This is a genomic window from Chishuiella sp. (assembly GCF_032109125.1).
Taxonomy (GTDB): Bacteria; Bacteroidota; Bacteroidia; order Flavobacteriales; family Weeksellaceae; genus Empedobacter.
Window position 1 is genome coordinate 25758 of record NZ_DAMCLZ010000008.1, and the last position, 25117, is coordinate 50874.

The following is a 25117-nucleotide window of genomic DNA, read 5'->3' on the forward strand; positions in this document are numbered from 1 at the left end:
TTTGATAATATGTTGTATTTATTACTTTTGAAGAAAATAATAAAACATTTTAAAGCGTTTTTTTGTAAATATAATCATCCATTACATATCCGTTCCCTATTTCAAAGACTTTGGATTCTACATTACGAAATCCATTCTTCTCATAAAAACGAATAGCTTTTTGATTATTTTTATTTACAGTCAATTGAATAAACTTTGCATGATTTTTTTGTGCAAAATCAAGCACTCTATTCATCATCATTTGCCCAATACCTTTAGTTTGATTCGTTGATTTTAAATATATTTTATATAAATAAACCGCGTTATCTTCTTTATTATAAGTATAATGTAAATAACCTGAAGGAACATTATCTATTTTTAAAATTTCCCATGTTTCTCCGTTAGCAATACCCTCATTTATTTTATTAGAGTTATACATCATATCAATCATATAATTAATTTGATCTCTATCTAAAATATCTTTGTAGCATTCATCCCAAATTACCTTTGCCAAAGGTTGTACAAGATGAATATTTTTTTCGTTTACAGAATGAAAATGTAAATAAACATCTAACTTAGGTTTTTGAAAAACAGTTTGTTCTTCTTTCTTTAAAAACTCTTGTTGTTTTATAATTTCTTTCTCTACAACTTCAAAAGCCCACTTTCTTTTTAAATATGAATAATAAACGATACCTATTAAAATAAAAGTTAGTACTTCTAAAATAACAGGAATTTTACTATGAGTCATATATTCAAGCATTGCCTCACTATAAATATTCATGGTTTCTGGTGTTGGATTTTGAGATAAATCTACACCAATATCAATCATTTTGGTAAAGAATAAAATCACCAAAATAAAACCAAAAAATATACTACAAGCAAAATATAAACCAATAACAGTAAGAATTGTTTTTAATTTATTTTTTTTGAAAACTCTTGCTAAAAAATAAAATTGTAAACTAAATATTAAGACTAAATACACTTTTTATTACTTTAATTCTATACAAAGTTAATCAAAACTAAGGGAAACAATTATATTTGTACAAAACAAAAGTAATTTATTTATGTACAGTAATAAATTTCAACAATACTTACAAACACAACTAAATGATTTAGAAGAACAAGGATTGTTCAAAAAAGAAAGAATCATTGCTTCACCACAAAGTGCAGAGATAACATTAGAAAATGGTAAAAAATTATTAAATTTTTGTGCCAATAATTACCTTGGATTATCTGATAATAAAGAAGTTGTAAACGCTTCTCAGCAAATGTTAGATAATCGTGGATATGGAATGTCTTCTGTTCGTTTTATTTGTGGAACACAAGATATACATAAACAATTAGAAGAAAAAATATCTTCTTTTGTTGGAATGGAAGATACTATTTTATATGCTGCCGCATTTGATGCCAATGGAGGAGTTTTTGAACCTCTATTTACTGAAGAAGATGCTATTATTTCTGACGAATTAAATCATGCTTCTATTATTGATGGTGTCCGCTTATGTAAAGCTGCTCGTTATCGTTACAAAAACAATAACATGCAAGACTTAGAAGCTCAATTAATTGCTGCTTCAGAAAAAAATCACCGTTTCAAAATTATTGTAACCGATGGTGTTTTCTCTATGGATGGTATTGTAGCTGACTTAAAAGGTGTATGTGACTTAGCTGATAAATATGATGCTTTAGTTATGGTTGATGATTCTCATGCTACAGGTTTTATTGGAAAAACTGGTCGTGGTACACATGAACATAACGAAGTTATGGGACGTGTAGATATTATTACTTCTACATTAGGTAAAGCTTTAGGTGGAGCCATGGGAGGATTTACAGCTGGAAAAAAAGAAGTAATCGAAATGTTACGTCAGAAATCTCGTCCTTATTTATTTTCTAATTCTTTAGCTCCTGGAATTGTTGGTGCTGCATTACAAGTATTAGAAATGTTAGAGAAAGATACATCTTTACGTGACAAAGTAATGTGGAATGCTGACTATTTCCGTAAAGGAATGGTTGATGCTGGATTTGATATCCCAGAAGGAGATGCAGCAATAGTTCCTGTTATGCTTTATGATGCTAAATTATCACAGATAATGGCTGATAAATTACTTGAAGAAGGTGTTTATGTTATTGGATTTTTCTTTCCTGTTGTACCTAGGGATAAAGCTAGAATTCGTGTACAATTATCTGCAGCACATACAAAAGAACAATTAGACCATACAATTGCTGCTTTTACAAAAGTTGGAAAAGAATTAGGAATTATTAAATAATAATTTCTTACCTGTTGTGCATTTTGAATTAAAATTCGTCAGTTCGAGTTATTTTTCGGAATAAAATGTAGAAAAATTGTATCGAGAATAGAATTTTATCTTCAAAACCTTTTTCTCGATACAAAATTCTTACAGAATTCCACTCGAAATGACAGTTTTGTTAATAAAATAAACAAAATGCACAACGGATTAATTTCTTATAAAAATATTTACAAAGCCATTTTTTTTGAAATGGCTTTGTTTCATTTAAAAAATTATAAATATGTTATTTAAAGCCAAAAATTTTCATATCATAACTGCTCTAACAAAAGATGAAGCAATAAAAATACTTCAAGAAAATACAACGAAAAAAAAGTTTTTTACTCTTGGATCTTTTAAATCAGAATTTGAGGGTTTTATAAAAGATGATTACTTTGAAATTGAAAAATCTATTTCTGGTAGAAACTCTTTTAATCCTCATATAAAAGGAAATTTTATAAAAATTGATGATAACACAACTGAAATTAATTTTAGCTTGAAAATGAATTGGTTTGTTTCTGTGTTTTTTATTTTCTTTATTACATTTATTATAATTTTCGGAATTAGTTCTCCATTTTTATTAGAAGAATGGTATTTAGGAGTTGGAGGAAGTTTATTTTTTCTAATTTTTATATATTTTTTCTATTTTATTTTTTCATCTATTACTTTGAACAATATTCTTGGTTCTTTTAAAAAATTATACCATTCAAATCCACAAGAACAAGATTTATAATACAAATAGATAATTCCTCTAAATTCATAGTTGTGCGCTTATTTTACTTTATATTTGTAGAACTAAACCACAAATTTCTCAAAGAATATTTTTTTATAATCTTTTAAAAATTTACTGCTATGAAAGTAAATAATTTAGCACTTGCTGCTGGAACGCTTGGATTGGGAATATCTGAATTTGGAATGATGGGCGTTTTACCTGACGTTGCAAAAGATTTACAAATATCTATACCTGAAGCTGCCCATTTTATATCATTTTATGCTGCTGGAGTTTGTGTTGGTGCACCGATAATAGTAATTCTAGGAAGAAAAATCCCATATAAAAAGTTATTAATTTACTTAGTTGGACTAATCATTTTTGGTAACTTACTCACATGTTTGTCTTTCTCTTACGAAACTTTAGCTGCTTCTAGATTTATTGCGGGATTACCACATGGAGCTTATTTTGGAGTTGCAGCAATTGTAGCAAGTAAATTATCTGATGTAGGTAAGCAAAGTGCTGCCGTTGCTATGGTTCTTTCTGGAATGACTGTTGCAAATTTATTAGGAATACCACTTTGTACTTTTCTTGGAGATGTCTTTTCATGGAGAATAACTTATATCGCTGTAACTATTTGGAGTTTTATTACAATTATTCTAATCAATAAATGGATTCCTATCATTCCATTGACTGTAATTACTAATTTTTCGAGTCAATTTACTTTTCTTAAAAACTGGAAACCTTGGGTTTTAATTTTAATTATCACTTTTGGTAATGGAGGGATTTTTTGTTGGTTTAGCTATATCAGTAAATTAATGACAAACGTTGCAGGGTTTAACCAAGCACATTTAGGTAATATTATGTTTTTGGCTGGAATAGGAATGTTTTTAGGTAATATTTTGAGTGGAAAAATGTCTGATCGATTTTCTCCCATCAAAGTTGTTATTTTTATACAAGCTTTAGCTATCGTTGGATTAATCTCTGTTTTTTATTTATCCCATTTACAATCCATTGCTCTTATTAGTTTATTACTGCTTACTGCTTGTTTATTTGGTCTTTCTGCACCAGAACAAGTTTTATTACTTAGAAATTCAGAAGGAGGACAAATGCTGGGTGCTTCTTGTGCGCAAATAGCATTTAATCTTGGAAATGCAATAGGTGCATTGGCTGGAGGTATTCCTATTACAAAAGGTTTTTCATACAATTATACAGCTATACCTGGAATTGCTATTTCATCTTTAGGATTACTTTTGTTATTATTTTTCTATTTTAAAACACAAAAAAAGTCACTTAAATAAATTTTATATAACGACATTATTTGTCTTTTAGAAATAGTAATTTTACGTTTATAGAATTATACGAATATACTTATGGCTCAATTCATACAAAGTGTCGTGAAAGATTTGTTAGATAACAAAACAAACTTTCTGAATACAACTTTAATACTTCCTGGAAAACGTCCGATGTTATTTTTTAAAGAAGAATTTCAGCGACAAGCAAAAAATATACTTTTACCAGAAATGAGAAGTATTGAGGAATTGATGAGTGAACTTTCTGGTTTAGAAATAATTTCTGGAATTAACCTTTGGTTTAAAGCTTATCAAGCGTATAAAAAAGTTGTAGAAAAAGCTGATACTTTTGAAGAATTTATAAAATGGGGACCAACTATTTTAAAAGATTTTGATGACATTGATGCTTCTTTGCAGCCAGCAGATAAAATTTTGGATTATTTAGTCTCTGTAGAACGCATTAGTAAATGGGGAGAAGGAAAAATTGAAATCGGAAAAAATGAAGTGATTCAAAATCATCTTACATTTTGGGGAATCGTTTCTAAAATGTATTTTCAATTACAACAAGATTTAATTGCTGCAAGAGAAGGTTATGCGGGAATGGTTTTTCGTATTGCAAGTGAAAAAGCTGATGAAATTATAGAAAATAACACTAAAAAGTATGTTTTTGCTGGTTTCAATGCTCTAACAAAGGCTGAACAAGGATTAATTTTTAGATTAGAAAAAGAAAATTTAGCTACTTTGTATTGGGATGCTGATAAATATTATTATAATAATCCTAACCAAGAAGCTGGTTCTTTTTTAAGACAGTATAAAGACAAAATAAAACCAATTAATTGGGTTGTTGATGAGTTTTCTAAATCTAAAAATTTAAAAACTATTGGTGTTGCAAAGCAAGTTGGACAAGCAAAATATATTGCAGATATTATTCGAAATTTATCCGAAGAAGAAATAAAAAATACAGCCTTAATTTTAGCTGATGAATCTATATTACCGGCTATTTTAAATTCGTTACCGGAAAATATTACTCATCTTAATATTTCTATGGGAATACCCTTACGTTCTGTTCCATTAGCGCAATTTTTTAAATCTATTTTTGAACTGCAAATGAATCGTGAAAAATTAGGGAAAGGTTCATTATTTTACTTTAAGAATATTCTACAGATTTTAGAAAATAAAACTTTATCTGAATATAGTTCTGATGAAAGTAGAACTCTGGCTTATGATATTAGAAAACAAAATAGAATTTTTAATTCTGAAAATTCTATACAAAGTTCTTTAGGAGATTCTATTTTCAGGTCTTTATTTCATATTCCAAAATCGATTACAGAATTTATTCATCATCTTAAAAATTGGACTGATGCATTACTACATCATCCGAAAATGAATGATTTATTAATGAAAGAATATTTATTCTTCTTTAAAAAAGTTTTCAATCAGCTGCATGAAAATTTATTGGTTATTGATGATATAAAGGATTACCGAACTCTATTTTTATTATATAATAAAATTGTTTCGTCAGAAACTGTTGCTTTTATTGGAGAACCATTAAAAGGATTACAATTAATGGGATTGTTGGAAACTCGTCTATTGAACTTTGAAAATATAATCATGACTTCTGTAAATGATGAGATATTACCTCTTGGTCGACAAAATAATACCTTTATTCCTTACGACATTCGTAAACAAATGAAGTTGAATACTTTTACTGAAAATGATTCTATATATGCTTATCATTTCTATCGATTAATACAACGTGCTAAAAATGCATATTTTGTTTACGATACAGAAGCTGATGGTATGAGTTCTGGTGAAAAATCAAGATTTCTTGCTCAAATAAAATTTGAAAGTAATCATACAATTGAAGAAATTTTTGCTGCTCCAGACTTTAAATCAGAACCTCTAAGAGAAATTGTTATAGAGAAAACGGAAGAAACAATACATAAATTATGGAATTGGGCAAATGATGGAATTTCTCCTTCTTCTTTATCAACTTATTTAAGAAATCAACTTGATTTCTATGAACAACGAATTTTTAGAATTGATGAAGTTGAAGAAGCAGAAGAAACCGTTAGTGCAAGAACATTAGGAAACATAGTTCATGCTACTTTAGAGGAATTGTATACTCCTATTCTTAATCGTATTTTACACGAAAACGATTTTAAAGCAATAGAAAAACAGAAAGATAGTACTTTACAAAAACATTTTAGAAATGAATACAAAGATGGTCATTTGGATAAAGGACCAAATTATTTGATTTATAAAATTGCAGAAAAAATTGTTGATGGTGTTTTAAGTAAAGATTTAAAAACTGCAAAAGAAAATGAATTTATAATTCAGTCTTTAGAAATTAAAAACAAAATTGATTTCACTTTAACTAATGGTAAAACTATTAAATTAAGTGGAGTTATTGATCGTATAGATTCTGTAAACAATCAAATAAGAATCATCGATTATAAAACAGGATATGCAAGTGATATATCAGTCAAAACCGAAGAAATAGAATTAGTTTACCAAAAAGAAGATAAAGCTAAACAGTTACAATTAATTTTTTATGCTCATCTGTTTTATGCAGATAAAGCTAATTTAAATAAGGATATTGAGCTATGTATATTTCCTATAAAATTCCCTAAAAAGGAATTAATAAAATTAAAAGTAGATAAAAATTCTGTTATTGATTCATCTATTGTAGAAAATTCTAAAGAAGCTATGAGTACTTTAATTGAGGAAATTCTTAGTGCTAATATTCCATTTAAACAAAATAGCTAATGGTAGTACACTAATAAAATATTTTTTATTTAACTAATTATTAATTGATTAGACTTTTTATAACGTATAAACTTTTCATTATTCTTAATATTTTATTAAAAAAATAGTAGTTTTGAAAAAAGTATAAATTCACATAATGAAAAACAATAAACTATTTATAGCCATAATCATTGCCTTAATTCTGGGAGTTATTTTGGGAGGAATTGTGCATTATAATGCATCACCAGAAACTGTTAAGACATTTTCTACCAACATTAAACTTCTTGGAACTATTTTTATTCGTTTAATACAAATGATTATTGCTCCATTAGTTTTCTCAACATTAGTAGTTGGTATAGCAAAAATGGGAGATATGAAAATGGTTGGTCGCGTTGGTGGTCGTGCATTAGGATGGTTTATTACAGCATCACTTTGTTCGTTAATCATTGGTTGTATTGTAATTAACATTATGAAACCTGGTGAAGGTTTAACAATTCAAATGGACACAAGTAATGCTCAAGATTTATTAAATGCTCAATCTTCTCTTACATTAGAACACTTTGTTACACACATGATTCCTAAATCTGTTTTTGAATCATTTGCTACAAATGAAATTTTACAAATTGTTGTTTTCTCTATTTTCTTTGGTATTGCATTAGCTGCTTATGGAAAAGAAGGAGAAATTGTTACGAAAGCATTAGATAAAATTTCTCATGTTGTTCTTATAATGGTAGGATATATTATGTGGACTGCTCCATTAGGGGTTTTAGGAGCTATTGCTGCAGCAATTGCAACTTATGGATTTGGTATTTTCTTATTGTATGTAAAATATATTATTGCCTTTGTTATAGGTATTGCTATCTTATGGATTGTACTTTGTTTTGTAGGATATCTTATTATTGGACGACGTTTATTCGATCTATTAAAACATATCAAAGAACCACTATTAATAGCATTCTCTACAACTTCATCAGAAGCTGTATTTCCAAAATTAGTTGAAGAATTAGAAAAATTTGGAGCTCAGAAAAAAATAATTACATTCACATTACCTCTTGGTTATTCATTCAACCTAGACGGATCTATGATGTACATGACGTTTGCATCTCTATTCATTGCTCAAGTTTATGGTATACATATGCCAATAGAAAAACAAGTATTAATGTTATTAGTTCTTATGCTAACTTCTAAAGGTGTTGCAGGTGTTCCAAGAGCTTCATTAATTGTTGTTGTTGCTACTTGTTCTATGTTTGGTATTCCACCAGAAGGTATTGCATTAATTCTACCGATTGATCATTTTTGTGATATGGCAAGATCTATGACAAATGTGCTAGGTAATGCACTTTCTACTGTTGCTGTAGACAAATGGGAAGGTCATGTTGCTGTAGAACAAACATTCACAGATGATAATCAAGCATAAATGCTTAAAATAAATTATATAAAAAAAGCTCCTAAAATAGGAGCTTTTTTAATTTATAGTAATTTTAATTAGAATGCTTTTTGTTTTCTAATATTGCTCTTAATCCTATCATAGAAATGGCTAAAATTCCAAATATAAAAGTAAGCCAAGGCGTAAATTCTACTCCGTATTTCATTATTATTATCCCTCCTAATGTTGTACCAATAGAAACACCTAAATTACCAAAAGAAGTTGCTAAACTATTTGCAAACTCCATTGCTTCTGGAGCAGAAGAAATCATATAAGTTGATGCATTTAAAAAACTTGGTGAATACATAAATCCCCATAATCCTACAATAATAATTGTAGTGAAAAACATATCTGTTGTATAATATAATAGTAATGGAACAATAATAGTTCCTGTTAAAAAAAATAAAGTTGTTTTAGTAACACTTTTATTCATCATTTTACCTGCTACAAAATTAGCAACAACACCAACTATTCCAAAAATAAATAGCATATAACTTACTGTTGTATTATCCATATTTTTAGCTCTATTTAAATAATCTGCAAAATAACTATATGTAGAAAACCAAGCTGCAATCATAAAAAAATTCATTGCTGTACTTATTATAAATTCAGGTTTTTTCAATATTTTAAGTTGACTACCGTAAGATTTTTTTTCATGAACTGGCATATTAGGTAATCCAAAATAAATAAAAACAAGAGCAATAAAACTTATAATTGCCTGTACAATAAATGATGACTGCCAAGAGAATATACTAGCTAAATAAGTCGCAAAAGGCACTGTTGTTACCATAGCAATCGCAACACCACTAAAGACAATACTCATTAATTCATTTTTATTTGATTCATTTCCTTTAGAAACTGCTACTGATAATGCAGTAGCTATATACACTGGCTGTAAAAAAGCAGGTAATAATCGAACTAATACCAACAACCAAAAAGGAGGTGAAAATGAAGAAATAATACCTGTAAATAAAAAGATTAATAAGCTAGTAAACATGACTTTTTTTCGATCTAATCCTGAAACTAATAAAGTCATAAATGGTCCTGTTAAAGCTATAACTAATGCAAAAGCACTTAATAATATTCCTGCTTTATCAATACTAATTTTGTAATAATCTGCTATTTGTGGTAAAATTCCAATAATCCCAAATTCTGTTGTTATAATACCTAAAAATCCTAAACATCCTATGTATGCGTATTTTTTCATTTAATAAAAATTTATTATATATATTTTATGATGTAAATGTATCTATACATAGTTATTTATGCATTGTATACTACTAAATGTATGATACAAACATTTTTGTATGTTATAGATATATAAAGGAAAATTTGGCTACAATAGAAATCTATTAGATCTAATTACTGTAAAAAAATCACTGAAATCAGTGAGCTTTTATAGGGTTTAGATATAATATCTTTGACGGAATTATTATATATAATATAAAATGAAAAAAATATATTTATCAATCTTTTTTTATTTACTAAGTTTTGTTGTTTTTGCGCAATCATTGAATGTCATTATAACTCAAAATGGAAAAATAATTGAACCAAAAAATAATATCTATAAACTTAGAAAATCTACATTCATATTTGAGATTACAGCCAAAAATATTGAAGGTTTTTTAGTTGGAGCTACTACAAATAAAACAATATATACTTCTGCTATTAATAAATATAACGCCCGAGCTCCATGGTTTCAAAATACGGGTATGGCAGAAGAATTATATAATAAAGATAAAGAATTATTTTTAATGGATAATGCACCATCTTATTGGTACTTTACAGATGAAAAAGATCATCGATTTGACAAAAATCCTAAAGGAAGTTTAAATAATTGGACTGCCAAAAGAACCATTACAAAATTTTACGATATAATGATAGATCAAGCTATTGATTTAAAAAACTTTGATAAAGATGTTTATATCTTAATGTACAATCCTATTTACAACGATGAGTATGATTTAGTTGGAAAGAAAAACTTATTTTATGCTATTTTAAAATTTGAAGACTAATTACTATACCTCCTAACTATTCTATTATATTTTAAAAGTCCTGCTTCTATAAGTAGGACTTTTTACTATACATTGTAATTTTCTTAACTTAACTAATTTGCAATAGTGATTGAAGCAGCATCCTTTTTTGATTGGTCATTGATCGAAATCAAAATGCAATGCAATGACCAATCTAAAAAGATATAGCGAAAAAGCACGTCCCTAAGGGATTGTCCAAAAAAATAATACTTTTATTAAAGAAATCACTCAATTATTAAACCATATTCTATTGCTAACTTAATAGCAGAACTAAGGTTAGAAGTTTTAAATTTTTCGATGACATTTTTTCGGTGACTTTCTACTGTATGTGGGCTTATAAAAAGCTTTTGTGCCATTTGATTGGTTGTAAGTCCTTTTGCTGCTTCTGCTAATATTTCTTTTTCTCTTCGTGTTAACTTAGGAACTTGATTTAACTCATTTGGAGACTTTTTCTCTAAAATAGATTTTGTTTGGGAACATAAAAATTGCTTACCTTGATATACTGTTGTAATACCTTCTAGAATCTCTGTAATAGAGGCATTTTTTTGAATATATCCTAATGCTCCTTCTGTCAGTGTACTATTAATTACAGGAAGTTCGTTGTGGACACTTAGCATAATAATTTGAAGGTTCTTGTACTTCTTTTTTAAAGGCTTTATCAATTCTATACTATTAACATCCACTAGATTGATGTCTAATAACAAAATATCTATACTTTGTTTTTCTAGACCTGCGTTCATTTCTGAAACATCTTTAAAACAATCTACAACATCTATTGTTTCACTGTTTCCTAAAATATTTTTTAATCCTTCCAATAGAAGTGGATGATCGTCTGTTATGGCTACTTTTATCATTTTAATGATTAGGGATTTGAAGTTCTATACTTGTTCCTATATTTAATTCGGATATGATATTTATTGTTCCTTTTAAAAATTGAACTCTTGATTCTATATTATGAAAACCTGCTGTTTTTCTTACATCTAAACGATTACGATCAAAACCTTTACCATCGTCTTCTATCGTAATATTTAATGTATTTTCTTCTTCGCTTATCTGAATAATTATTTCAGATGCATTAGCATGTTTTATTGCATTATTGACCAATTCTTGAATAATTCTATAAATTAATAATTGCTTATCTTCTGAGATTGAGTTACTATAGTTGATAAATTCTGTATGAATATCTAATGCACTATTGGACATACGAGACGCAAATTCTTCGATAGCAACTTGTAAACCATATTTAGTTAATAAATCTGGCATTAAGTTATGTGCTACACGTCTTAATTCTTCTACAGCTCCATCAATTTGATTAATAGATTTTATAATTCCTTGTTTTAAATTTTCTGATTGATCTGTATCTAAATAAGACAATTGAAGTTTTGTTCCTGAAAGCAGACCTCCTAAACCATCATGCAGATCACGAGCCAAACGACCTCGCTCCTGCTCTTGTCCTTCTAACAAGGCAGTAAGAGTCGATATTTTAGAATTTTGTCTTTCTTTTTCAAGCTCTAAAACATGTAATTTATCTCTTTGTTTCATAGAATTTACACGTTGTTTATAAGCATAAAGCAATAGTATGATAAGAACAAAGAAAATAATAATAGAAAAAATGTAATATCTATTTATTTTTTCTTTGTAGGCTAATAGCTTTTTATAATTAATAATATCATTATTTTTTTGCTCTGTTTCTAACTTTGCTAAACGTAATTGTTGCTCTTTTTTTTCGGAATTTAGTTCAGAAAATTTTAATCGTTCACGTTGATTCTCTTCTACTAATTTTAAATTATTATAAACTTGTTCTCGTTGTGCACGAAGTATATTTATTAGCTTTATTTCTTGCGCTTTTTTATCTGTTTCTAGTTGTAATTTTATATATTTTTGCTCTTGTCTCTCTTTATCAAATTGTGATTCTAATCGTTTGGTAATATCTAATTTTTCTTGATCATAAACATTTTTGTATTTATCTACATAACTTTTATAATAAGTTAAGGCTTCCTTGTAATTTCCTTGCTCAACACTAATGTCTGATAGAGATTCGAGAATAGATAATTCTATATTATTATCTTTGACTGAACTTTTACCTATTTCCATTGAAGCTTTAAGAAAATAAGATTTAGCCAAATCATAATTTTTATCCTGTATTGCTAACTCTGCCAAAATTCCAAAAGAAGAAGCTATATGAATTGCATCACCATTTTCTAAACTAACACTGTTAGCTAATTCTGCATAATGAATTGCTTTATCCTTATCAAAACCAATATATAAATTAGCTAAATTAATCGCTGCATAAGATAGGTTACTCTTATTTAGCATTGCTATTTTATTTTTATTAAATGTTGTGATAGCTAGTAAATAATAACTTTCTGCTTTGTTTCTGAAATATATATTTGTAGGACTTTCAAAATATTTTTGTTCATACATATACCCCATTCTCATATAGGCATCAAAAATAAGATTGGGATCATTTTGTTTGGAAGCTAACAATAGAAACTGTTTACTGTATTTTTCTTCTAATTGATATTCATTAAGATTAGAATATATTGCAGAAAGTTCTTTAACCGTATTTGCAAATCTTCCATATAATGTAGAAGTTGTTGTTGAATTTTCATAATATTTAATAGCTTTTAAATAGGAAGCTACTGCATCTGCTATTTTATTATTGCGCGTTAAAATCCATCCATTTGCATACTGATAATAGCCTTTTGCTTCGTTACTTGTTGTTTTTAAACTATAGATTCTAGACAAATTTAGATTTTTAGAAGATTCAGCTTCCTTATTATCAAGTCTATAATTCATTGCTAAAACAGCATATAAAATTGTTGCATATTTACCATCTGTTTGTTTTGTTGCAGAGGAAATATTAGTTTCTAAAATTTGATACGATTTAGATTTAAATCCATTAAAATATAGTACTGTAGCGTATTTTGAAGCAATGTTAAGTTGCTCTGTTATCTTGTTTGATGTATTAATATATTCCTTCTCTAAATTATTTAAAACATCTTGTGCTTGTACAAAAAATGAACAAGTAAAAAGAATAAACATCAATAATAACCTATATATCAAAACCTTATTTTTATTGTAAGAAAAAAGTAAATATAACTAAAATACAAGTTCATTAATTTTCAAAACCATGCTCTTCTGCAAAAGTTTTCCATTTCTGAAATTTCTTTTCATTTCTAAATAATGGATCTTCTCCAAAATAATAAACCAAACGTTGTGTAGCATATTCATAAACACTATAATTATTCGCTTTTTCGAAATGTTTTATCGCTTTTTTTATATCTTCCTTCACTCCCATTCCATGCTCGTAAATAATTCCATAATAAATATGAGAATAAGAATTATCATAGTCTTTCTTCAAGTAAATTAATAGATTCTCATAATCTCTCAATTGATAATATATTTCGGAAATTTTATCGTAATTATAATATAATTTTTTTTCTGCTTTTTTATAAAAATTCAATGCTTTTTCATAATTCTGCTTCACATGTTCTCCAAAATAATATAAATCAGCCAAATTATTAAGTGCCATTCCATCACCAAGTTCTACTGCTTTTCCGAAATATTTTATCGCTTTCTTTATATTATATGAATAACCTATCCCATTTTGATATAATGCTCCTATATTATTCCATGCTGCTGCATGATTTTGTTGAGCAGCTTTTTCATAAAACTTAATTCCTCTCATAGGATCGAACAAAGATTCTATTTCTGGGTCAGTTAATAATAAACCTATTTCGACCAAACTATCACAATCATTTTTATTTGCAGCTAACTGAAATAAACGTAACGCTTCTTCGTAATTTTCATCATCTTTTGCCTCAAAAGCCATTCTTGTTATGGTTTCAGTACTCATTAATTGTTCCGAATTATTCCCTATATTTTTCTTCCAATTGGTATAAAATAATATAAAGTATTCCAAATCCTTCCCTCGAAATGAATATCGATCTAAATAAATTGTTCCATATTCAGAAAGTCCTAACAACTGAATACTTTTATCCTCATTTATTCTAAATATATTATCTTCTTTGTATAGAAATAACAGCCCTTCTTCAGTTCTATAGTTCAAGGGATTTGAGATATAATCATATAATTCTGTTGATAAACCATTTTCTGTATCAAATAATTGATAACCTTTTTCAGTTTCAATAGATAAAAAGCCATTTTCTAAATAATGAATTTGTTTAATATAAAATTGTGGCTCTACCAACCAACAATCTGTATTTGCATCAAAAAAGCCTAATCCTTTTTCTGTTTTTAAAATAAATACATTATTTTTTTGCCCCATGTTTGGCTGTGGCGTTTTTACTTTAACAATCAATTCATTTTGCAATAAAAATTGATTATTAAATGAATTATATATTTTCCAAATTTTCTCTTTTCGAACAGCGAATGTTTCAAAATTATCAATCAAAATTAACTGATCTAATTCGTCGATAATAATATTTCCATCCTTATCGATTAATTTCGATTTCTTATTGAATTTATTAGGTTTTACCCAAAAACATGTAGATGCTTTTATAATACTACCTTCAAGAAAATCGCCAATATAAACACCATTTTTCGTATAATATTTACGTTTACTTGTCCCTTTCTCTTTGGTGAAAAATAATTCTGAAAAATAATCATATTCAAAAGGAAACGTACTTTTATTAGGAAAAATTATTCCATTTTCGTTACTATAAATTTCAAATTCTTCATTTTTTTCTAATCCTAAAAAACCATAATGAATTTGTTCTATTTTATCATAATTTGCAGGAATTAACCATGTTTTTGACAATATTCTTAAAACACCCATTTTCCCATTCTTTTTAACTTTCCCAAGAGGTTCTTTATCAAAATCAAAAATATCAAATGCATTTTCGTAAATCGGTGGAATTACTTCTTTTCCATCACTCTGCAAATATCCAAATAATCCTTCCTTCATAACAATGGCTATTCTATAATGATAATCTTCTTCAAAAATTTCATCATAAATAGCTGGAGCTAAAATTTCTCCTTTTGCATTCTTCAAACCAAATTTTCCAGTTTCTTCAAAAATAGAAGATTCAACTTTTTTATAAGCAGTTTCCTCAAAATAGCCCAAACCATAATTTATCCAATCTGTTTGTAAAATTTCTAGAAATGAAGAATAACCTTTACTAGAAAAGATACCATCTAATAGCGAAAGGTTTTGATTACGTATAGCTTTTTTATATAATTTACTTTTTTGTTGAATTTTCAACAACCATTCTTTTGCTTGCTCCTTATGTTTTTCTTCATTCATATTAAAAACATCTGTTGCATTCATAACAAAAGAATCATAAGGCAATGCTTCTAAAAACTCGAACATATTATTTACAGGCTCGTAATATGCTTTCTTATAATGCAATTGATAAGTATCTGCCAATAAATTAAAAAAACTACGTAATCCTATTATACCTTGTTCTTTATCAGAAAAAAATTCAACACCTTGTACTTGTATATTTTCTGCTATCAATGGATATAAAAGCAATGGAATTTCATAATTCCATTCACCTAAATAAGTATCAAATGATTGATTTGTTTTTTGATCGTAATTGTATAAATAAATTCGGTGTGCCATTGTGTAAAAATAAGAGAAAGTTCCTTCGCTGAATATCCCTGATAACTGGGGTATTCTGATCGAATACAATACTAATCAATTGTTCCCTGCACTAAATGTGCCTACCTCAATGTTGTATTCCAAATTAGGAGAATCATTTAAAAATTTAATATTTTTATCTTGTAGAATTCCTTTATTATCGATAATTAACTCTTGAAGGTTTTCGAGTTTTGAAAGCGATTGTAACGTAGTAATTATTCCACTTTGATATATATGAATGTACGTAAGTGTTTTAATTTTTGATATTTCTTCCATAATATTCTCTACATTCTTACATAGACTTAAATCTATTTCCTGTAAACTTTTAAAATTTTGTAACCAATAAACATATATTAATGATTTTATTTCAACAAAATATAGTGCTTTTAAATTCCTAAAATTGATTAATGATGACCAATCACAAGTAACACTTTTTTCAATAGAAAAAGTTTCTAATATTTTATTTTGAGGGAATTCAAAGTTTTCTTCACTAAACTTTTCAAGAAAAATCGTTTTCAAGGTTGGATGTCTAAATAGATTCTGAAAACGTTTAGAATAAATCGTGAAAAGCTCTTCCAATCTTGTAAACATCAACCAATTAATAGGCTCTTTACCTATATACTTACAACCCTTTATTTCTAAACGAATTACTTTATTTAATATGTACAAAAATTCACTCTTTTTTATAACAATATTAGAAAGATGAACAATATTAATATGTTCGAATATTTGGATAAATTCAGGAGAAATCAGGACAGACACATCACAAGTATTCCCATCTATAATCAGATTAAATATTTGCTTCTCCTGCATTAATTGAAAAATATTTTCCGGGATATCATCATTTTCAATCACTATAAAATGATCTTTTCTTTCTTTTGCTGTACTTCCTATATACATGTAAACAATCGTATTGATATTATTAACAGTTATAATATGCTTCAGGGATTTTAATCTCTTTATTTGTTATTTGAAATAATTTCTTTTCAAATTGATCAAAATAATAAGTATCTTCTGTAAAAACATATAAATGCTTTCCATTTTTAAGATATACCATAAAATCAGCATATCCTGCTCCTTTTGCCGGTAATACGTTCTGAAATACAAAATGAGATATCTGGTCTATATCCAAAATTAAAGCTGTATCTATTCCAACAAATCCAATTTTTTTATTAACCGAATCTATCCAAATTCCACTTTTATTTTTTAATAATTTCTGTACTTTTAATGGGACATTTTTTACTGCATCATTATCTATATATTTTATATTCAAATCAAGAACCTTATTAAAAGAAATAAAATCAGAAACTTCTATTATTTCCTCATATTCTTTATTTTCTAAAAAATGATTGTATTCTCGCTTATTATAAATATGAAAAGATGTACTACCATCATCATAACCATATTCATCATCGTACGTATAACAAATAGAAGCCTCTATACCTTTCGCAAGAACAAATTGCAGATAGCATTGATCATTTCTTTCATAGCCGTATTTACTAATATCAGCCGTAGTATCTATCCAAAGTTCACGTAATTCTTTATAACTTTTATCTGTATTTGTTTCATTATATAGATTAACAAAAAACTCTTGTACAGGTCGATCGGGTATAATACTGTCTGCATATACTTCTAGTTGATTTATTAAAACACCTTCTATTCTAACTGGATAATTAAATCTTAGATATTTTGTTCCATAACTCTCATAATGAGTTTCTATAAAATTTGACGCTTCCAACTGTTTATAAGTCGTATCCCAGGAAACCATTTCTTTTGGTTCTGTATATACCTCATATCCAAAATCTCCATCATTCAAATATTTATCTAATAATTGATAATTTTGAGGTATTTTTTTTGACCATATTTTTATTTTTTCATCTTCTTTTCTTGCTTTACAAACTGCAAAAAATATATCATCATCAAAATGAAATTGATTAGATAATATCTTATAAACCTCCTCAAAACCATTTAAATGAGTCGATATGTAATGCTGACGGCTAGAAAAAATAAATAAAAAAGGTACATTTCCTAAAACTTGTACGTAAACATATTTTATCAATTGAATTGATGCTTCTTCTATACTAACATGATCTTTATAAAAAAGAATATCATCTTTTATCCAAATTTCTCTATTCTCCATTAATCTTATTTTTAAATACTCAATGACCAATCTAAAAAGATATAGCGTAAAAGCACGGTGCGAAGCAATTGCCCAAATAAAATAATTATAAAATTTTTATTGCTGTAATTTAATTTTATTCAAATCATCAACAATTTGTGTAGAAATTATTTTTCCATCTTCATAATCATTAATTTCGTATTTAGAAGAATCTAACTTTTTAATTTGAGTTCCATCTTTTGGCTTTCCATCAGCATCATAGTTCATAGTTGTTAGAAGATTTTGTTCTGTATAAGGTATTAGATAATGATAAAATAAAAATGATAAATCGCTACTATCCAATTCTACAATATTATTTATAGAAGAATAAACATTATTCAATAATTTAGACATATCTCCTTCGAAATCAAATGAAAATTGAGAAAATATAGACTGTAGAAATTCATCTTCGATATTTTCTAATATTACTGGTTCTGTTATAATACAATAAAACTCCTGTAATGTATTTTTATCTCCCATATAATAAACAACAGTAGCATTTGCTTCTATTTTCTCTAACTTATGAATGTTCTTTTTAGAAGTTGCTATATAATTTTTATCAGCATAAAAATCGGCTTGTAATAAACCTTGCTTTTTATAAATATGCAGTTCATTTTTTGTCTGCATATTATTAATAATAAGAATATTATCTTTTAACTGGAAATTTAATCGATTAAAATAATGCATAGCAAAAACATCTACTAAAAAACCCGTGCGTATTCCTTTTTTATACTGATCTGTAAGGAGTATACCTTTATGTAATTCATTATATATATTACCATCTATTACTTTTTCATTTTGATAAGTTGTTTTTATAGTATACTCGTAAGGCGATTTGTATTGGTCTTTTGCTAAATAATCTATAGAATATTTAGCGACTAATTCTCCATTTTTATAATAATTTACAAACTTAAACTCTCCCAATAATTTTTCCTTACTTATTTCGTAGCCATTGTACGGTTTATTATCTTTTAGTTCTAATTGATATTTTTTTTGAGGATTATCGAAAATCCATATTTGATCAGTTTCTTTTAAATTTGGATTTATCTGTTTCATTTCGTCCCACTTTTCATTTTTTCCCTTTTCTTGCGCTACAAGATGTAACCCACTAAAAATCAATAAAGCTATTACTATAATCTTCTTTGTCATTTCTATTTTTTATAATATATAAGTATACTCCAACTCAACAACCTGTTTCTTTATTTCATTATCAAAAAAAAGAAATAGCAAGTCTGATGCCGAAACACATCTTCGTATTCAAAGAAAATTTTTATTAAATATTTCATTATTATTGTTTTATTAACATTAATTGCTGTTTTTCTTTCGAAATATTAAAAATCAAAATTTTTAAAGAATTAAAAGTTTGTGTAGGAGTTTGACAAATTCCTGATTTAGTGATACTATCAACTTCTAACCTTAATTGGTTCAATCCTATAAAAGAATATCTTCCGTGAACTTTTGTGAAACAATCATTACCACATTCCCAACTATCGTAACTTTTAAATTTTTCTTCATCTAGAAAATCTATTGCATGGAAATTGGAAATAATTGCAGTGTCTATTCGTTGAGATAAGGAATAGTTTTTCTCTACATCTGGAAATATTAATTCACCATTATTAATAATCCAACTGGTGTTTTTTAGATAATTTGGGAAGTCCATATTCTTCCTTTCAGGATCTTTACAGCTGGATATCAAGAGTGTAATAACACTCAAATATGAAAGTACAAGAATTTGTTTCATGTTTTTTTCTCTTATTTTAATTATCAACTATAAAAATATTATAACACTTAATGCCAATCTTTTATTCCATTGTCCCAATTCCAATATGTTGAAAGATAATGTAATTCTTCAGAAGTGTTTAATTCTTGGAATTTTGACTTCTCTAACTCAGCTCCTGAAATTCCTTCATGAAAATGAGCATTTATAAATTCGATTTGTTGATCAGAAATTTTCATGACGTTACATTCTACTTGTCAGTTTAGCAATATTAGTAAATAAAGTAAAACTAAAAAATAGCGGTTATCAGTGGTTTTTATGAAAAATAAGCTTTAGTAATAGAATAACATAAGATGAATATGATCAATTTTTAAAAAAGATCATTAATCTTATATCTTTAACAATCAGAGTAAAATCACTGATTATAGGGAGGGCTTTTTAAGCTTTAAAAGCTTTAATTTGAAAAGAAAAAATCAATAAAATGAAAGTCATACAGAAGATAATCGATCAATTAGTACAAATCAATAGATTCGAAAAAGAAAAAGGACTTAATTTAGAAGAAATTAGAGTGTTAAATGAGAAATTAGAAAAAAATATACCTGACTTTTTTATATCCTATCTTAACATTTTTGGATTTAATGATAATTTGTTTGGTGCAATTTTTAATGAGGAAGATGATTTTGTAGAACAAAATGAAATGATTTGGGAATTGGGGTTTGATGATTATATTGCAGTAGGTGATGCATACAATGAAAATTTAATTGTTGCACATATTCAAAATCAGCAATTATTCTTAATAGAAGATGATAATTTGATTGATCTGAAAATGACTTTTTCTGAAATGTTACTTCAAGCTGTAGAGGCTTTAGATTCTAATAAGTTTGAAATCATTCAACAAGTTAATTCTGTTTATGAAAGTCTTCAAGATCATAAAACTACTTTGAAAAATTATTTTATAAAGAGTTTTAATCAATTAAAGTTAACCGTTTCGAACAATAAAGATAACATATATGGTATAGTCATCTCAAAAGATAGCATGCGTAATCTATATAATTTATATGCTGGAAGTTTTCATACATTTAAATTGAAAATCAAAGAAGAAACGATCGATTATGATGAATTGTGGACTCCTGAAAAAATGTGTTATAAACAAGCTATTCCTCTTAATGAAACTTTGATAAATATTAAAACGGAAATTGATTTTAGAGCACTAGATTTATTGTTTTTGGATGTCTTGCGTGATTTAAAAGAAGATGGATATTTCAGTGATCAAATGATTCGTTTTTCAATTTCAGTTCAATCAAATACTGTAAATTTATTTCCTGAAGATTCTTATGATGAATCTGTAATTAAGGATAATAATTTGGAAACGAAAATCAGAAGGTTTTGGGAATCACCGTATGATCGCACTCGCTTATTAATGGAAATAGTCTAGTACAATAAATTTTACATCTTCAAATACAAGTTTCGAATTTTCCTTAAAACGATTCCCAATATAATCTTCATAAAGTTCCAATTTTATATACTTCGTACCTTTCGGAATTTTATAAATCATCTGTTGTTCATAATTATAACCTCGTACAGAAGCATTTTCCTTTCCAGATATTCTTTGTATTTCAACAATATATTTCAAAGTAATAGTTTCTTGTTCTAACTTACTTTCTTCAAAATGTATTCTTCTAACTTTGTTTATGCTTAATCCAGTAGATGAAATATTTCCTTGAATACTTAATTTTAAATTATTTTTATTTTTACTTATTATCTCTATTGAAGGAATTAAACGCTCTATATTTTCATTGTATGTATTGTAATGTTGTTTTTCCTTAATTATTCTTTTAGGCTTGCCGTCGATTACTGTAATATGCAATGATTTTTCATGTGATGTACATCCAAATAACATGCATAAAATTGTTATGATCGCAGTATTTTTCATTCTTTTAATCATTAATAATTTTATTAAGATGAAAGGTACTTAAAAGTATGAATAGAAAATATCCCTGATAATGGAGTTTTTTAAAAGAAAATAATTAAAATTTTTAATCTATATTATTTCTTGCTTCTTTTAAAATTTTCTTGGCTTTGTGCTGAATCTTTTGAGAGATTAAATTAAAATTATAATCTTTCTCTTCATAATATTCATCTTCGGATTGAAATGGAATCCAAGCTGTAATTTTTGATTTCAAAAAATTTTTATTATCTGTTTTTGTATAAATAATAACTTTTAATGGTTTTGCATCTAAACCATCAGATTCCTCAAAATAAGTAAGATAAAATTCAGGAAATCCATCCTTATCAACGTCATCAACTTCACAATAATTCAATAAATATTTTGGCTGAGCTAACCCTTTTGCAAAATCTCTAAATGTTATTATTGGTATTATCCCTCCATGATCTTCAATGTAAATACCTGCATACAAATCTTTTGGATTATCATTTAAAAATGCTTTATTTTTAGCCTTACCTTCATTTAAATACCAAATATAACTTCCATTATTTGGTACAAATGTTTTAACAATCATTAGAGGATTTCCATCTAAAGGATTTCCTAAATCTTCAATAATTTCGTTATACTTCTTATCATTAGCAAAGTACACTCCAGTTTCTATTTGAGCATTTACTAAAAGACTAATTATACTTAAAATAAAAACTAATATATTTTTAAAATTCATTTATCATCATTTAAATCAATTATATTTTCTAAAATTCATTTAATTCATTTGTTGAATCTAGTACATTCAAATCACAATCAGTAATTAGCATACCATAATCTTCTACTTGATTTTGATTAAATTTTTGTAATTCTTTTTCTTGAAAATCTGTTAAATGTAAAGTATAATTTACATCTTTTACAGCTATTGCATTCATTTTATAAAAAAAAATATATCCTATAATTTTTTCTTGTATATCCATTTTATGCTGTAAAAAATTCACATAATATTCCAATGATTCTTTGCTATTAAAATCTACTTCAAAATCTAACTTTTGTTTAATTAAATTAATTCCATTTTTTCCATGAATTGTAAGCGTTATAAAAATATCTGGTAAAGCACTTATCATTGTCCAATATGGTATAGCATAAACAAATTTATTAGAATAATGCTGTTCTATTTTTTGTTTAATTTTATCATTAATATTTTTTAAATCTATTTCCATTATTTAATCTTCTTTGTATTCCTTTCCTGAATAAATATCAATGTAATAATAAATAGTTTCATCATCATTTTGCTTTACACTGACCAATCCATTTGAATTAACAGCATAATATTTTTTTAATGAAACCATTTTTTTGGATTTATTATCATAAAGCATAAACAAACCCTTTTCTTCTTTTTGTAAAGCATAAATCCCTTGTTCTGTATCTAACACTGATATATTATAATATTCAGGTTTTATTTCCCAAGCTTTAGTTTGGCTATTCCATAAACCTTTGGTGCGAATTTCTTCTTTATTTTCGATTGGAATTATATATAAGTTATGCATTCCTTCATAAGAATTTATTTTCCCAAATTTCCATTTTTCTGTATTCAACTCATCAGGAAAAATCATTTTTCGATCTGGCCAAACTAAATTTCCAACCTGATCTAAAACTTTGAAATTATATGTACTTTCTAATGCATCTAACATATTACCTTCAACATCAACATAAAGCCAATCATATGCCCAAACATTATGGTCATAATTGAAAATTCCTAATAAAAAATAAGGCGAATTATTGATTGAATATATTAAAGTCGTTTTTCTTAAAAAATCAATTTGAGCAGTTGTTGCTTTTTTAATTTTTTGAGGAAAAACTTTATCATATTGAGGAAAAGGGTAAACATTATTTTTACTATCAAGTAAAATTTTAGGAACTTCTGGAGCAAAACGTTCTTTATTTATATCATTCAATACAATATTATCTTTATTAAATAAAATTAACATTTTATCTACACCGATTAATCCATTTAGAATAGGTTTTTTCTTATTTAATTCATAAATTGAAAAACTATTATTAGTATTTTTTAAATACTTTTTATTTTCTAATAACTCAGCAATGTTAGTCTCTATTTTATATAATTTTTTATTTTTTATTTGATAAAGAGTTTCATTCCAAAAGATATGATTTTCATCTAATGCAATAAAATTGAGATAAAAATTATCTTCTAAATACGGAATATCTTTATCAAGTAAAATTTGTTTACTTTCTAAAATTCCAATTTCAGTTTTATGATAAGTTTGTTCTTTTTTTATACCGCTGCCCATAATATTCCAATCCCATTTATAAAAAGGCATTTTCTTTTCATACTCTAAATTTTTTTTATAAAAAGTAAGACCATTTATAACATTCAAATCAATTCCATAAGGAGAATAATTCATTATTATTTCACCTGTTTCATTAACGACAGCATATTCATTTTTTTCATTGCTTACAACTGCAAAACCTGTTGGTGTAAATGTTGTTGCAGTTTGAAAATGTTGATTAATAACTGGTTTAAAACTTATTTTATCTACATATATAAATTCATTTTGCTTTGTTAAAAAAGGAACGATCGTTATTTCTTTCAAGTTTAAATTTATAGTAGATAAGTTATCATTTTTCTCTTGTGTACAAGCCATAACTGAATTCAACATAAAAATGATACTAAGTATTATTGTTTTCATTTTTTAGAGTTTGATCAATATTAACTAGAATAGAACAACAAAACAATCCCTATTTTCAGTTATATTGAAATAAATAAAAATTTGATTTAAATAAATAATTTATCAATTAGTATTTTTACAAAATCTATACTTATGCATATAAATTTATAAACTATGGGAAAGAGAAAAGAAAATTCTACTAATATGCAGAATGAAAAATATGTTTTAGAATGTGATTTAGCTTATGCTGTATGTAAAATTGGTGGAAGATGGAAAATTCTAATTCTTGGTAAATTAGAACATGGAAAACTTCGTTACAGTGAACTGAGAAACTTAATTGATGGTATTACAGAAAGAATGTTAACATTACAATTAAGAGAATTAGAAAAAGAAGGATTAATCACGAGAACTGTATATGCTGAAGTTCCTCCTAAAGTAGATTATGAATTAACTGAAATTGCAAAAGATTTAATTCCTATTTGGAGACAATTAGAAAATTGGGCTGTAAAACATAAAGAAGTTTCAAAAGATTTATAAATCTTTTGAAA

At 26.6% G+C, this 25117-nt stretch carries 22 protein-coding genes; 8 read left to right on the top strand and 14 right to left on the bottom strand.

Annotated features, from left to right (window positions below; genetic code table 11):
• Nucleotides 1–49: 49 nt before the first annotated feature.
• Nucleotides 50–961: a GNAT family N-acetyltransferase gene (locus tag RT575_RS09715; protein ID WP_313580493.1), complete on the bottom strand. Its 912-nt coding sequence runs from the start codon at nucleotides 959–961 to the stop codon at nucleotides 50–52.
• An 82-nt stretch (nucleotides 962–1043) separates the two neighbouring features.
• Between RT575_RS09715 and RT575_RS09720 the strand changes: the two genes are divergently transcribed.
• From RT575_RS09720 to RT575_RS09740, 5 genes are all read left to right on the top strand, one after another.
• Nucleotides 1044–2243 (top strand): glycine C-acetyltransferase, encoded by a 1200-nt coding sequence (locus RT575_RS09720; RefSeq protein WP_313580495.1) that lies wholly within the window; start codon nucleotides 1044–1046, stop codon nucleotides 2241–2243.
• A gap of 262 nt (nucleotides 2244–2505) precedes the next feature.
• A complete protein-coding gene (locus tag RT575_RS09725) occupies nucleotides 2506–2994 on the top strand; it encodes a hypothetical protein (RefSeq protein ID WP_313580497.1) in 489 nt (162 codons plus the stop codon).
• Between the two features lie 119 nt (nucleotides 2995–3113).
• Complete coding sequence (locus RT575_RS09730) at nucleotides 3114–4271, top strand: MFS transporter (protein WP_313580498.1); 1158 nt, start codon at nucleotides 3114–3116, stop codon at nucleotides 4269–4271.
• Nucleotides 4272–4343: 72 nt separating this feature from the next.
• Nucleotides 4344–7031, top strand: coding sequence for a PD-(D/E)XK nuclease family protein (locus tag RT575_RS09735; RefSeq protein ID WP_313580500.1), 2688 nt, complete (start codon nucleotides 4344–4346; stop codon nucleotides 7029–7031).
• 136 nt (nucleotides 7032–7167) lie between these two features.
• A complete protein-coding gene (locus RT575_RS09740; protein WP_313385874.1) occupies nucleotides 7168–8427 on the top strand; it encodes a dicarboxylate/amino acid:cation symporter in 1260 nt (419 codons plus the stop codon).
• Between the two features lie 64 nt (nucleotides 8428–8491).
• Here the strand turns inward: RT575_RS09740 and RT575_RS09745 are convergent, their stop codons facing one another.
• Nucleotides 8492–9643: an MFS transporter gene (locus tag RT575_RS09745; RefSeq protein ID WP_313580502.1), complete on the bottom strand. Its 1152-nt coding sequence runs from the start codon at nucleotides 9641–9643 to the stop codon at nucleotides 8492–8494.
• A 241-nt stretch (nucleotides 9644–9884) separates the two neighbouring features.
• On the opposite strand from RT575_RS09745, the gene RT575_RS09750 reads away from it, so the two are divergent.
• The gene (locus RT575_RS09750) at nucleotides 9885–10451 is read left to right on the top strand and encodes a hypothetical protein (protein WP_313580504.1); all 567 of its coding nucleotides are present in this window, start codon (nucleotides 9885–9887) and stop codon (nucleotides 10449–10451) included.
• 242 nt (nucleotides 10452–10693) lie between these two features.
• On the opposite strand, the gene RT575_RS09755 is transcribed toward RT575_RS09750, so the two are convergent.
• The 8 genes from RT575_RS09755 to RT575_RS09790 form a co-directional block, all read right to left on the bottom strand.
• The gene (locus tag RT575_RS09755) at nucleotides 10694–11323 is read right to left on the bottom strand and encodes a response regulator transcription factor (RefSeq protein ID WP_313580506.1); all 630 of its coding nucleotides are present in this window, start codon (nucleotides 11321–11323) and stop codon (nucleotides 10694–10696) included.
• Nucleotide 11324: 1 nt separating this feature from the next.
• Nucleotides 11325–13514, bottom strand: coding sequence for an ATP-binding protein (locus RT575_RS09760; RefSeq protein ID WP_313580508.1), 2190 nt, complete (start codon nucleotides 13512–13514; stop codon nucleotides 11325–11327).
• Nucleotides 13515–13587: 73 nt separating this feature from the next.
• Entirely contained in the window at nucleotides 13588–16056 is a 2469-nt protein-coding gene (locus tag RT575_RS09765; RefSeq protein ID WP_313580509.1) for an SEL1-like repeat protein, read from the bottom strand.
• A gap of 75 nt (nucleotides 16057–16131) precedes the next feature.
• Nucleotides 16132–16974: a hypothetical protein gene (locus RT575_RS09770; RefSeq protein WP_313580510.1), complete on the bottom strand. Its 843-nt coding sequence runs from the start codon at nucleotides 16972–16974 to the stop codon at nucleotides 16132–16134.
• A 22-nt stretch (nucleotides 16975–16996) separates the two neighbouring features.
• Nucleotides 16997–18214 (bottom strand): hypothetical protein, encoded by a 1218-nt coding sequence (locus RT575_RS09775; RefSeq protein WP_313580512.1) that lies wholly within the window; start codon nucleotides 18212–18214, stop codon nucleotides 16997–16999.
• A 96-nt stretch (nucleotides 18215–18310) separates the two neighbouring features.
• Nucleotides 18311–19381, bottom strand: coding sequence for a hypothetical protein (locus RT575_RS09780; RefSeq protein WP_313580514.1), 1071 nt, complete (start codon nucleotides 19379–19381; stop codon nucleotides 18311–18313).
• Between the two features lie 139 nt (nucleotides 19382–19520).
• Nucleotides 19521–19973, bottom strand: a complete 453-nt coding sequence (locus tag RT575_RS09785) for a hypothetical protein (protein WP_313580516.1) — start codon at nucleotides 19971–19973, stop codon at nucleotides 19521–19523.
• Between the two features lie 47 nt (nucleotides 19974–20020).
• Nucleotides 20021–20188 carry a hypothetical protein gene (locus tag RT575_RS09790; RefSeq protein WP_313580518.1) on the bottom strand — a complete coding sequence of 56 codons (168 nt, stop codon included), beginning with the start codon at nucleotides 20186–20188 and terminating at the stop codon, nucleotides 20021–20023.
• Nucleotides 20189–20430: 242 nt separating this feature from the next.
• Between RT575_RS09790 and RT575_RS09795 the strand changes: the two genes are divergently transcribed.
• Nucleotides 20431–21384 carry a hypothetical protein gene (locus RT575_RS09795; protein ID WP_313580519.1) on the top strand — a complete coding sequence of 318 codons (954 nt, stop codon included), beginning with the start codon at nucleotides 20431–20433 and terminating at the stop codon, nucleotides 21382–21384.
• Here RT575_RS09795 and RT575_RS09800 read toward each other — a convergent pair.
• From RT575_RS09800 to RT575_RS09815, 4 genes are all read right to left on the bottom strand, one after another.
• Complete coding sequence (locus tag RT575_RS09800) at nucleotides 21367–21882, bottom strand: hypothetical protein (RefSeq protein WP_313580521.1); 516 nt, start codon at nucleotides 21880–21882, stop codon at nucleotides 21367–21369. The genes RT575_RS09795 and RT575_RS09800 overlap by 18 nt on opposite strands.
• Before the next feature lie 103 nt (nucleotides 21883–21985).
• Complete coding sequence (locus RT575_RS09805; protein ID WP_313580523.1) at nucleotides 21986–22618, bottom strand: hypothetical protein; 633 nt, start codon at nucleotides 22616–22618, stop codon at nucleotides 21986–21988.
• A gap of 28 nt (nucleotides 22619–22646) precedes the next feature.
• Nucleotides 22647–23102, bottom strand: coding sequence for a hypothetical protein (locus tag RT575_RS09810; protein WP_313580525.1), 456 nt, complete (start codon nucleotides 23100–23102; stop codon nucleotides 22647–22649).
• A 3-nt stretch (nucleotides 23103–23105) separates the two neighbouring features.
• Nucleotides 23106–24590 carry a hypothetical protein gene (locus RT575_RS09815; protein WP_313580527.1) on the bottom strand — a complete coding sequence of 495 codons (1485 nt, stop codon included), beginning with the start codon at nucleotides 24588–24590 and terminating at the stop codon, nucleotides 23106–23108.
• A 153-nt stretch (nucleotides 24591–24743) separates the two neighbouring features.
• Here RT575_RS09815 and RT575_RS09820 point away from each other — a divergent pair, with 153 nt between their 5' ends.
• Nucleotides 24744–25106, top strand: coding sequence for a helix-turn-helix domain-containing protein (locus tag RT575_RS09820; RefSeq protein WP_313385857.1), 363 nt, complete (start codon nucleotides 24744–24746; stop codon nucleotides 25104–25106).
• Nucleotides 25107–25117: the final 11 nt, after the last annotated feature.

Coding starts and splice junctions, on each gene's coding strand:
- RT575_RS09720 (WP_313580495.1), top strand. CDS start 1,044: ATGTACAGTAATAAATTTCAACAATACTTACAAACACAACTAAATGAT.
- RT575_RS09725 (WP_313580497.1), top strand. CDS start 2,506: ATGTTATTTAAAGCCAAAAATTTTCATATCATAACTGCTCTAACAAAA.
- RT575_RS09730 (WP_313580498.1), top strand. CDS start 3,114: ATGAAAGTAAATAATTTAGCACTTGCTGCTGGAACGCTTGGATTGGGA.
- RT575_RS09735 (WP_313580500.1), top strand. CDS start 4,344: ATGGCTCAATTCATACAAAGTGTCGTGAAAGATTTGTTAGATAACAAA.
- RT575_RS09740 (WP_313385874.1), top strand. CDS start 7,168: ATGAAAAACAATAAACTATTTATAGCCATAATCATTGCCTTAATTCTG.
- RT575_RS09745 (WP_313580502.1), bottom strand. CDS start 9,643: ATGAAAAAATACGCATACATAGGATGTTTAGGATTTTTAGGTATTATA.
- RT575_RS09750 (WP_313580504.1), top strand. CDS start 9,885: ATGAAAAAAATATATTTATCAATCTTTTTTTATTTACTAAGTTTTGTT.
- RT575_RS09755 (WP_313580506.1), bottom strand. CDS start 11,323: ATGATAAAAGTAGCCATAACAGACGATCATCCACTTCTATTGGAAGGA.
- RT575_RS09760 (WP_313580508.1), bottom strand. CDS start 13,514: ATGTTTATTCTTTTTACTTGTTCATTTTTTGTACAAGCACAAGATGTT.
- RT575_RS09765 (WP_313580509.1), bottom strand. CDS start 16,056: ATGGCACACCGAATTTATTTATACAATTACGATCAAAAAACAAATCAA.
- RT575_RS09770 (WP_313580510.1), bottom strand. CDS start 16,974: ATGTATATAGGAAGTACAGCAAAAGAAAGAAAAGATCATTTTATAGTG.
- RT575_RS09775 (WP_313580512.1), bottom strand. CDS start 18,214: ATGGAGAATAGAGAAATTTGGATAAAAGATGATATTCTTTTTTATAAA.
- RT575_RS09780 (WP_313580514.1), bottom strand. CDS start 19,381: ATGACAAAGAAGATTATAGTAATAGCTTTATTGATTTTTAGTGGGTTA.
- RT575_RS09785 (WP_313580516.1), bottom strand. CDS start 19,973: ATGAAACAAATTCTTGTACTTTCATATTTGAGTGTTATTACACTCTTG.
- RT575_RS09790 (WP_313580518.1), bottom strand. CDS start 20,188: ATGAAAATTTCTGATCAACAAATCGAATTTATAAATGCTCATTTTCAT.
- RT575_RS09795 (WP_313580519.1), top strand. CDS start 20,431: ATGAAAGTCATACAGAAGATAATCGATCAATTAGTACAAATCAATAGA.
- RT575_RS09800 (WP_313580521.1), bottom strand. CDS start 21,882: ATGAAAAATACTGCGATCATAACAATTTTATGCATGTTATTTGGATGT.
- RT575_RS09805 (WP_313580523.1), bottom strand. CDS start 22,618: ATGAATTTTAAAAATATATTAGTTTTTATTTTAAGTATAATTAGTCTT.
- RT575_RS09810 (WP_313580525.1), bottom strand. CDS start 23,102: ATGGAAATAGATTTAAAAAATATTAATGATAAAATTAAACAAAAAATA.
- RT575_RS09815 (WP_313580527.1), bottom strand. CDS start 24,590: ATGAAAACAATAATACTTAGTATCATTTTTATGTTGAATTCAGTTATG.
- RT575_RS09820 (WP_313385857.1), top strand. CDS start 24,744: ATGGGAAAGAGAAAAGAAAATTCTACTAATATGCAGAATGAAAAATAT.